Origin of the sequence: Azospirillum isscasi (genome assembly GCF_030849505.1) — a bacterium.
Lineage (GTDB): Bacteria > Pseudomonadota > Alphaproteobacteria > Azospirillales > Azospirillaceae > Azospirillum > Azospirillum isscasi.
The window spans coordinates 1-9444 of sequence record NZ_JAUJFI010000194.1 but is presented as its reverse complement, the minus strand read 5'-3'; the positions used below and the strand labels follow the sequence as shown (position 1 = coordinate 9444).

The window sequence follows — 9444 nt, the reverse complement described above, 5'->3', positions numbered from 1 at the left end:
GGTCCACATCCTGGTCGCCGGGCGCGGCTGCCCCGCCGCGGCGGAGGCGGCCGCCCGGGTGGCCGGCGTGTCCAAGGTGCTGCTGGCCGACGACGCGGCCTACGAGCACGCCCTGCCGGAGCCGCTGTCGGCCCTGGTCGTGTCGTTGGCCGGCGGCTACGGCCATCTGCTGGCGGCGGGCACCTCGATGGGCAAGAACCTGATGCCCCGGGTGGCCGCCCTGCTGGACGTGGCCGCCATCTCCGAGATCACCGCGGTCGTCGCTCCCGACACGTTCGAGCGCCCGATCTACGCCGGCAACGCCATCGCGACCGTGATGTCCGCCGATCCGGTGAAGGTCGTCACCGTCCGCGCCACCGCCTTCGATCCGGTCGGCGGCGGCGGGGCGGCGGCGGTCGAGACGGTGGCGGGGCCCGGCGATCCCGGCCTGTCGCGTTTCGTCTCCGCCGAGCTGTCGAAGTCGGAACGTCCGGAGCTCACCTCCGCCCGCATCGTGGTCTCGGGCGGGCGGGGCATGCAGTCGGGCGACAATTTCCACCTGCTGGAGGCGGTGGCCGACAAGCTGGGCGCCGCGGTCGGGGCCAGCCGCGCCGCGGTCGATTCGGGCTTCGTGCCCAACGACTATCAGGTCGGCCAGACCGGCAAGATCGTGGCGCCGGACCTCTATGTCGCGGTGGGCATCTCCGGTGCCATCCAGCATCTGGCGGGAATGAAGGACAGCAAGATCATCGTCGCCATCAACAAGGACGAGGAAGCCCCGATCTTCCAGGTCGCCGATTACGGTCTGGTGGAGGACCTGTTCAAGGCTCTGCCGGACCTCGAAGCCGCGCTGTAATCCCCCACAGGCAGTGCGTCCTCGGGGCCGGCTGCGCGAGCATCCGGCCCCTCTTTTTGCGGCGCTTGCCTTGAAGCGCTCCGCTGCACTATGGCTGGCGGACGGGCAAGGCGGAAAGGCATCGGTCATGGGCGCTCACGGAATCAACGGCATCGACCATCTCGTCATCGTGGTCCGCGACCTGGAGAAGGCGCAGGACGCCTACCGGCGCATGGGCTTCACCATCTCTCCGAAGGGCCGGCATGGCGAGCTGAAGTCCGCCAACCACACGATTATGTTCGGCGAGGGCGACTATCTGGAACTGCTCGCCATCGAGCAGCCGCACCCCTTCACCGCCTTCTACAGCGACGTCCTGAAGACCCGCGAGGGCATCGCCGCGGCGGCGCTGAAGACCGATGACGCGCGGGCGGCGCAGCGCCTCCTGACCGAAGCCGGCTATCCGGCGGGCGAGCCGGTGGAGTTCGGGCGCCCGGTGGAGCTTCCGGGGGGCGTGCAGCAGGCGCGCTTCACCACGACCCCCATCGACGGCGTTCCGGAATGGGGCGGACGGGTCTTCCTGTGCGAGCACCACACCCGCGACGTGGTCTGGCGCCCGGAGCTGATCCAGCACGACAACACGGTGACCGGCCTTGCCGCCCTGGTCGTCGCCGCCGACGATCCGGACGCCACCGCGTCCTCCTACGCCCGCCTGTTCGGCACGGCGGTGGAGGTGCAGGGGCCGGTGCGCGTCGTGCCGACCGGCAGCGCGCCCATCCTGGTGGCCGATCCCGGCGCGCTGCATTGGGGTTGGACCGGCGACCCGGCGCTGGCGGTCCCTCGTCCCTTCATTGCCGGCGTGGTGCTGCGGGTGGCCGACCTGGACCGCGCGCAGCAGGCGCTTCAGAAGAGCAAGTTCCCGACCGTCGTCGGCAACGGCGTGCTGCGCGTGTCCTCCGCCAGCGCCTGCGGTGCCATGCTGGCCTTCGCCAAGGACTTCGACCTGCGCGCCCTGATCCCCTGACCCCGGCGGACGCCCGTCCGTCATAGCGGAATCATATTGCAGAGCTGCGTTTGATCTATTGGACAGCGCGCCGCCGCGGGAGCACAGTCGCCCCGGATTAAGATTGCTGCAACGCAGCAGGGGCGGGCGACGTGGCGGACGGCGATTTCGGCAGGGTGGCGGTCGAGGCGGCAGGGCAGGGGGCGGGGCAGGGAAACGCGGCGGCGGAGTATCTCGTCGCCGGCACGCCGGCCTACAAACGGGCGAGCCGCATCCTCTTCGTGGCCGGCTTCTCCACCTTCGCCGCGCTCTATTGCGTGCAGCCGCTGATGCCGGAATTCACGCGGGAGTTCGGCATCACCCCCGCCCAGTCCAGCCTTGCCCTGTCGGTGTCCACCGGCGTTCTGGCCTTCGCGCTGCTGATCGCCGGGGCGGTGTCCGACCGCTTCGGACGCAAGGCCATCATGGCGCTGTCGCTGCTCGTCTCCGGCACGCTCGGCATCAGCGGGGCGGTGGCGCCGGACTGGACGCCGTTGCTGGCCGTGCGGGCTCTGGAGGGCGTCGCGCTCAGCGGCCTGCCCGCCGTCGCCATGGCCTATGTGTCGGAGGAGGTGGACCCGCGCTCCGCCGGGGTCACCATGGGGCTGTACATCGGCGGAACGGCGCTGGGCGGCATGTCGGGCCGGGCGCTGACGGCGCTGGTCGCCGATCTCGCCTCCTGGCGCATGGCGATGGGGGTGGTCGGGACGCTGGGAATCGCCGCCGCGGTGGCGGTGTGGTTCGCGCTTCCCGCCTCGCGCAACTTCCAGCGCCGCCCGGCGGGCATGCGGGAACTGACGGCGGCGTGGCGCGGGCACCTGATGGACCGCGGGCTGCTGGCCCTGTTCGCCATGGGGTTCCTGTCCATGGGGGCCTTCGTCACCGTCTTCAACTACATCGGCTTCCGTCTTCTGGCGCCCCCCTTCGAGCTGCGCCCGGCGGCGGTCGGGGCCGTCTTCACGGTCTATCTCTGCGGGGTCGTCAGTTCGCCGCTGTTCGGCGGGCTGGCCGTCAGGCTGGGGCGGGGCCGGGTTCTGGCCGCCGCCGCGGCGATGATGGCGGGCGGGCTGGCGCTGATGACCCCCGACAACCTGTGGACGATGACGCCGGGAATTGCCCTGTTCACCTTCGCCTTCTTCGGGGTCCACACCATCGCGTCCGGCTGGATCGGGCAGCGGGCGCCGGTCAACCGCGGGCAGGCGTCGGCCATCTACCTGTTCTGCTATTACATGGGCTCCACCATCGCCGGCACGCTGGGCGGGGTCTTCTGGCACGGGCTGGGCTGGGCCGGAGTCGGCGGATTCGTCGGCCTTCTGCTGGCGGCCGGGCTGGCGGTGTCGCTGGGACTGGCGTTCCGCCGATAGTTCTCCCTGGGCGTGCATACTCCGGGATGAATTGATTCTCTTGGGTTGCGTTGTCCGGCGCTTGGCTTCATTCTGAGTGCACCTGCACAATGAGGCGGCCATGGCGCGTCTGACCGTCTACAGCGACACCGATCCCACCGTGGTGGAGCTTGCGTCCGCCGATCATGGCCTGGTCGCCGCCCATCTGGCGTTGGCCGGCGTGCTGTTCGAGCGCTGGCCGGTGCCGCAGGCCATCCCCGACGTCGCCGACGCGCAGGCCGTGCTGGACGCCTACGACGGGCCGGTGGCCGCCTTGATGGAGGCGCGCGGCTTCCAGTCCGCGGACGTGGTGCGGATGCCGCGGGGCTTTACGGACGCGGCGGCCCGCCGTGCGGCCTTTCTGGCGGAACACACCCACGAGGAGGACGAGGCCCGCTTCTTCGTGCAGGGCAGCGGCGCCTTCTATCTGCACACCGATGGAAAGGTGTACCGAATCGTCTGTGGGGCCGGAGACATGCTGAGCATTCCGGCGCGGATGAAGCATTGGTTCGACATGGGGCCGGAGCCGGATTTCACCGCCATCCGGTTCTTCACGCGCCCGGACGGTTGGGTGGCGACCTTCACCGGCGACGTGATCGCCGACCGATTTCCGAAATATGAGCCGGTAACCGGTCCCGTCCGATGACCCGTCCCTCATGAACCATCCGCCGCCGTTACCTTTCGCCGCAGCCGATTGCAGGCGAAAACCGGTGCTGTTAGAAGCCCTTCGGCACCGGCGCCCACCCCGCGGCGGCGCGCCCCACGCTTCGGAGGCTCCATGACCACGGACGGCCATACCGTCCCGCGCACGGGCAACGGTTTCATCGACGCGACCCACCGTTCGTTGATGGACCATGTCGACTCCATCCGCCGCGAGTGCGCGTCCGGCGCCTCCCGCGATGCCATGGTCCCCCATTTCAGCCGGTTCGCGGACGAGATGCGCGTGCATTTCGACCAGGAAGAGGTGATCATCCGCGCCGCCGGATTCGCCCGGTGGGAGGAGCACGCCAACCACCACGCGATGCTGAACCAGCAGTTCGGGCGCCTGATCGACTATGTGTGCGGCTGCGAGGTCAGCCCCGACTTCCTGTGCACGGTGGCGGGCACGCTGGACGCCGCCCTTTGCCGGCACGAGATCCGCCACGACGGCGATTACGCCGCTCTGGTGCGCGCCGCCTCCACGGCACCGGAGGGGGCGGTGCTGATCGCCTGGGACAGCGCCTTCGACGTCGGGGTGGGGCCGCTGGACGCGCAGCACCGCCAACTCGCCGAGCTGATGAACGAGCTGGACGCGATGAGCCGCCAGGGTGCCCCGGTTCGCGAGTCGCTGGACCTGCTGGGGATGCTGCACGATCATGTGCACGCCCATTTCGCCATGGAGGAAGGGGTGTTGCGCCGCGTGGCGCCCAGCCGCTTCGTGTCCCATCGCAACCATCACCGGATGCTGGAAGGGCAGTTCGCCCGAATCCGGCAGCAGGTGGAGAATGGGCGGCTCGACTCCGGCGTGGTGGTTCGCGGGTTCCTGCGCTTCTGGCTGATGGACCATGTGCTCGGGTCCGACCGCCCGACCTTCGCCGAGGCGGCGGGCGCAACCGGCCGCTGACCGTGGCGCCGGCCCCGGTCCCGATCCCGGCCCCGGCCCGCCGTCAAAAAGCCTGTCATCAAAAAATCACTTGAATCCCCGGGGGAAAAGCGTAATTCATCGGGGACGACGCACTCGCACGTGCCAATGGCCCTCTGTGGTTATGCAACGACGTACCGCGTCCTTTTTGGCAGAACCGGTCATCAGTGGGCCGGTCCCGAGAGGGAGGTAGGCATGTTGGCTCGCCACGGCAGGGCTCTCAGACGGTAGCCCATAGCCGGACATCGACGCTTTGAACCTGCGGAGCTGTTAGCCCGCTCGCGAGCGTTCGACCCGGCTTTTCTCCGTCGCCTTTCACCACAACCCGAATTCCGGTCCGCGGCTTTGAAGGCCGTGCCGGGTTCCCGTCTGTTCGCTGGACCGCCCCGCGCCGGGTGGCCCAGGGTAAGGAGTGCGCCATGGGCTTCATCCGCTCCCGTTCCGCCGTTGCCCCGCTGCGACGCGGCGTTTCCGTCTCCGCCCCGTCCTTTGCCGGTTCGTCTTCGGTGTCCGGTCCGGTGTCGGGCCGCCGCACCTCCGTCCATCAGGCGGTGGCGATGGCCCGGCCCGAGGAACCGATGCACTGCATCCGTCCGGGCGTGCTGTCCGACATCGCGTCCAGCTTCGTGGCCGCCTTCGACGCCGCCGTGTCCGGCGACGTGCTCTACGCCGTGAAGTGCAACCCGGAGCCGGCGGTGCTGCGCGCCCTGTGGGCCGGCGGCGTGCGCCATTTCGACGTGGCCTCGCCCGGCGAAATCCGCCTGATCCGCCAGATGTTCCCGGACGCCGTCCTGCACTACATGCACCCGGTGAAGGGCCGCGAGGCGATCCGCGCCGCCTACCAGCAGTATGGCGTGCGCGACTTCGTGCTGGACAGCATGGAGGAGCTTCGGAAGATCCTGGAGGAGACCGGCGACGCCCCGGATCTCGGCCTCGTGGTGCGTCTGGCCCTGCCCAAGGGCAACGCGGTCTACGACCTGTCCGGCAAGTTCGGCGCCCCGGCGGCGGAGGCGGTGGAGCTGCTGCGGGCCGTGCGCATGGTGGCCCCGAAGGTCGGCGTGTCCTTCCATGTCGGCTCGCAGATGCTCGACCCGTCCGCCTACGAGCGGGCGCTGGAACTGGCGGGCCGCGTCATCGCGGAATCGGGCGTGACGATCGACGTGCTGGATGTGGGCGGCGGCTTCCCCGTCTCTTATCCGGGCGTCACCCCGCCGCCGCTCGGCGATTTCATGGCCGCCATCGCCCGCGGCGTGGCCAGGCTCGACCTGCCGGCCCACTGCCGCGTCTGGTGCGAGCCGGGCCGCGCGCTGGTCGCGCCGGGCGTGTCGCTGGTCGTGCAGGTGGTCAAGCGCCGCGGCAACGAGCTGTTCATCAACGACGGCGTCTACGGCGCCCTGTCGGACGCCGGGGTTCCCGGCTTCCGCTTCCCGGCCCGGATGATCCGTCCCTTCGCGCCGATGGGCGACGAGCCGATGGCGGCCTTCGCCTTCTACGGCCCGACCTGCGACAGCGCGGACCGCATGAACGGCCCGTTCCATCTGCCCGCGGACATCCGCGCCGGCGACTGGATCGAGCTGGGCCAGTTGGGGGCCTATGGCTCCTGCCTGCGCACCGCCTTCAACGGGTTCGACCAGGCCCGTGTGGTCGAGGTTTCCGACGCGCCGCTTCTGGAAACCCCCGGCTACGACCTGAAGAGCTGCGCCGCGTAAGTCCCGCATCGCGGGAAAGCGGTGGATATCCCTAAAAAATCACCGTAAACCATCGTTGGTCCGCCGCTCTCCGCCTTCGTAAAAGGCGCGAGGGTGGCGGGCTGTATTTTTGTCACGCCAACCACGGGGGACCGTCTTAGATGACCCTGGATACCAAGCACATCACCTTCACCGGCCGTATGGTCATTGTCGGCTTCGGATCGATTGGCCAGGGAGTTTTGCCCCTGATTTTGCGCCACATCGGCATCTCGAAGGACCAGATCACCATCGTCACCGCCGAAGAGCGCGGTCACGCGGAGGCCGATGAGCTTGGCGTCAAATTCATCAACCTGCCGCTGACCAGGGAGAATTACGTCCAGGTGCTGGAGCCCATGCTGGGCAAGGGCGATTTCCTGGTGAACCTGTCGGTGGACGTGTCGTCCGTCGCCCTGTTCGAGTTCTGCCACAAGGTCGGCGCGCTCTACATCGACACCTGCGTCGAGCCGTGGGCCGGCGGCTACACCGACCCGTCGCTGTCGCCGTCGCTGCGCTCGAACTACGCCCTGCGCGAGACGGCGCTGTCGCACCGCGCCGCCTACGAGGGCGGGCCGACCGCCGTGCTGACCCACGGCGCCAACCCGGGCCTCGTCTCGCACTTCGTGAAGCAGGCTCTGCTCAACGTCGCCGCGGACACCGGTGAGTCCACGGAGATCCCGAAGGACCGCGCCGGCTGGGGCGCTCTGGCCGCCAAGCTGGGCGTCAAGGTGATCCACATCGCCGAGCGCGACACCCAGGTGTCCAACGAGCCGAAGAAGGTGGGCGAGTTCGTCAACACCTGGTCCATCGACGGCTTCGTCGGCGAGGGCTGCCAGCCCACCGAACTCGGCTGGGGCAGCCACGAGAAGCATTTCCCCGCCGACGGGCGCCGCCACGAGTTCGGCTGCGACGCCGCCATCTATCTGATGCGGCCCGGCGCCTCCACCCGCGTGCGCACCTGGACCCCGCTGGAGGGGCCGTTCCACGGCTTCCTCATCACCCACAGCGAGGCGATCTCCATCGCCGACTACTACACCCAGCGCGACGGCAACCACGTCACCTACCGCCCGACCGTGCATTACGCCTATCACCCCTGCGACGACGCGGTGAAGTCGGTGCACGAGCTGGCCGGCAAGAACTGGTACATGCAGCCCAGCCAGCGCCTGATGATGCACGAGATCGTCAGCGGCACCGACGAGCTGGGCGTGCTGCTGATGGGCCACAAGAAGGGCATCTACTGGTTCGGTTCCCGCCTGGGGATCGACGAGGCGCGCGCGCTGGTGCCGTACAACAACGCCACCTCGCTCCAGGTCACGGTGGCGGTCCTGGCCGGCATCGTCTGGGCGCTGGAGAACCCGAACCGCGGCATCGTCGAGCCGGACGAGATCGACTTCCAGCGCATTCTGGAGATCGCCTCGCCCTATCTGGGCCAGCTGGTCGGCGCCTATGGCGACTGGACCCCGCTGCAGGACCGCGAACGCCTGTTCCCGGAGGACGTGGACCACGACGATCCCTGGCAGTTCAAGAACTTCCGGGTGGTCTGACTTGGAAAGGGGCTCTGCGGAGCCCCTTTTCTTTTGGCGATGTCAGAGGGTCAGCGCCAGCAGCAGCGCGCCGGCCACCAGGGCGATGCAGGCGCGCCGGTAGAGGTGAAGGGCGCGTGTGATGTCCGCCGCGGTGGCGGCGGTGCGGCCCGGCCCCATCCAGGCGTCCTCGACCCGCACCGCGCCATAAACCCGCGGCCCGCCGAGCCGCAGGTCGAGCGCGCCGGCCATCGCCGCCTCCGGCCAGCCGGCGTTGGGAGAGCGGTGGCGGTGGGCGTCGCGCCGCACCGACCGCCAGGATTCGCCTGCATCCGCCCCCTCGGTGAAGCGGGCGGCCACCCAGATCAGCAGCGCCGACAGGCGGGAGCCGGGCAGGTTGACCAGATCGTCCAGCCGCGCCGCGGCCCAGCCGAACGCCTCGTGCCGGGGGGTGCGGTGGCCGATCATGCTGTCCGCGGTGTTGATCGCCTTGTAGAGCGCGATCCCCGGCAGCCCGCCCACCAGCAGCCAGAAGGCCGGCGCCACCACCCCGTCCGAGAAGTTTTCCGACAGGCTTTCGATGGCGGCGCGGCTGACGCCGTGTTCGTCCAGGGTGGCCGGGTTGCGGCCCACGATGCGCGACACCGCCTCGCGCGCCGCGTCCAGCCCGCCGTCGCGGAAGGCGGCGGCGACCGCCGCCACATGGTCGTGCAGGCTGCGCTGCGCCAGAAGGGTGGAGGCCAGGGCCGCTTCCAGCAGGCCGCCCAGCGGCAGATGGCGGCACAGCCCCGCCACCGCCGACGCCGCGCCGCCCACCACCAGCAGCAGGACCAGCAGGGCGAGCACCCCCGCCGCCTTCCGCGAAGCGAACGAATCACGCTCGCGGTTGAGCGCGCGGTCGAGCTGGGCGATAAGCGCGCCGATCCACACCACCGGGTGACGGATTTGGGCGTAGAGTGCGTCCGGATAGCCGGCGGCGGCCTCGATGAGGAGAGCGGCGGCGAGCACGGACGGATGAAGCTCCACGGGACGGAATCCTCTGGGGAAGGGAAGGGGCGGGATGATGGCGGAAACGGTGGCGGGGTCCAAGGGGATCGTCCAAGAGAGCATTATCCACGGCGGTGACCTCGACGGCGCGCGGGCGGCCTTTCCCGGCGCGCCGGAGCCCTGGGTGGACCTGTCCACCGGCATCAACCCCTGGCCCTATCCGCTGCCGCCGATTCCCGCGGACGCCTGGACGCGCCTGCCGGGCCGCTCCGCCGAATCCGCTCTGCGCGGGGCCGCGGCGGCCTTCTACGGCGCGCCGTCGCCGGAGACGGTCGCGGCGGCCCCCGGCTCGCA

General features: G+C 69.8%; 8 protein-coding genes and 1 pseudogene. 8 read left to right on the top strand and 1 reads right to left on the bottom strand.

All coding sequences use genetic code 11. The features are described from left to right. The 7 genes from QSG27_RS25360 to QSG27_RS25330 form a co-directional block, all read left to right on the top strand. Positions 1–835, top strand: an 835-nt coding sequence (locus QSG27_RS25360; RefSeq protein ID WP_306711079.1) for an electron transfer flavoprotein subunit alpha/FixB family protein, incomplete at its 5' end; no start/stop codon positions are given. A gap of 127 nt (positions 836–962) precedes the next feature. After that, positions 963–1835, top strand: coding sequence for a VOC family protein (locus QSG27_RS25355; RefSeq protein WP_306711077.1), 873 nt, complete (start codon positions 963–965; stop codon positions 1833–1835). 131 nt (positions 1836–1966) lie between these two features. Further along, positions 1967–3217, top strand: coding sequence for an MFS transporter (locus QSG27_RS25350; protein ID WP_306711075.1), 1251 nt, complete (start codon positions 1967–1969; stop codon positions 3215–3217). Positions 3218–3317: 100 nt separating this feature from the next. Further along, positions 3318–3881 carry a 1,2-dihydroxy-3-keto-5-methylthiopentene dioxygenase gene (locus tag QSG27_RS25345; protein ID WP_306711073.1) on the top strand — a complete coding sequence of 188 codons (564 nt, stop codon included), beginning with the start codon at positions 3318–3320 and terminating at the stop codon, positions 3879–3881. 132 nt (positions 3882–4013) lie between these two features. Further along, on the top strand, positions 4014–4838 hold the full coding sequence (locus tag QSG27_RS25340; RefSeq protein WP_306711071.1) for a hemerythrin domain-containing protein: 825 nt from the start codon (positions 4014–4016) through the stop codon (positions 4836–4838). A 437-nt stretch (positions 4839–5275) separates the two neighbouring features. After that, the gene (locus QSG27_RS25335) at positions 5276–6565 is read left to right on the top strand and encodes a type III PLP-dependent enzyme (protein WP_306711069.1); all 1290 of its coding nucleotides are present in this window, start codon (positions 5276–5278) and stop codon (positions 6563–6565) included. A 140-nt stretch (positions 6566–6705) separates the two neighbouring features. After that, a complete protein-coding gene (locus tag QSG27_RS25330) occupies positions 6706–8124 on the top strand; it encodes a homospermidine synthase (RefSeq protein WP_306711067.1) in 1419 nt (472 codons plus the stop codon). A 42-nt stretch (positions 8125–8166) separates the two neighbouring features. On the opposite strand, the gene cbiB is transcribed toward QSG27_RS25330, so the two are convergent. Continuing rightward, the gene (gene cbiB, locus QSG27_RS25325) at positions 8167–9129 is read right to left on the bottom strand and encodes an adenosylcobinamide-phosphate synthase CbiB (protein WP_306711065.1); all 963 of its coding nucleotides are present in this window, start codon (positions 9127–9129) and stop codon (positions 8167–8169) included. A 34-nt stretch (positions 9130–9163) separates the two neighbouring features. Here cbiB and QSG27_RS25320 point away from each other — a divergent pair. After that, a pseudogene (locus tag QSG27_RS25320) lies at positions 9164–9444 on the top strand (threonine-phosphate decarboxylase); the annotation flags it as partial.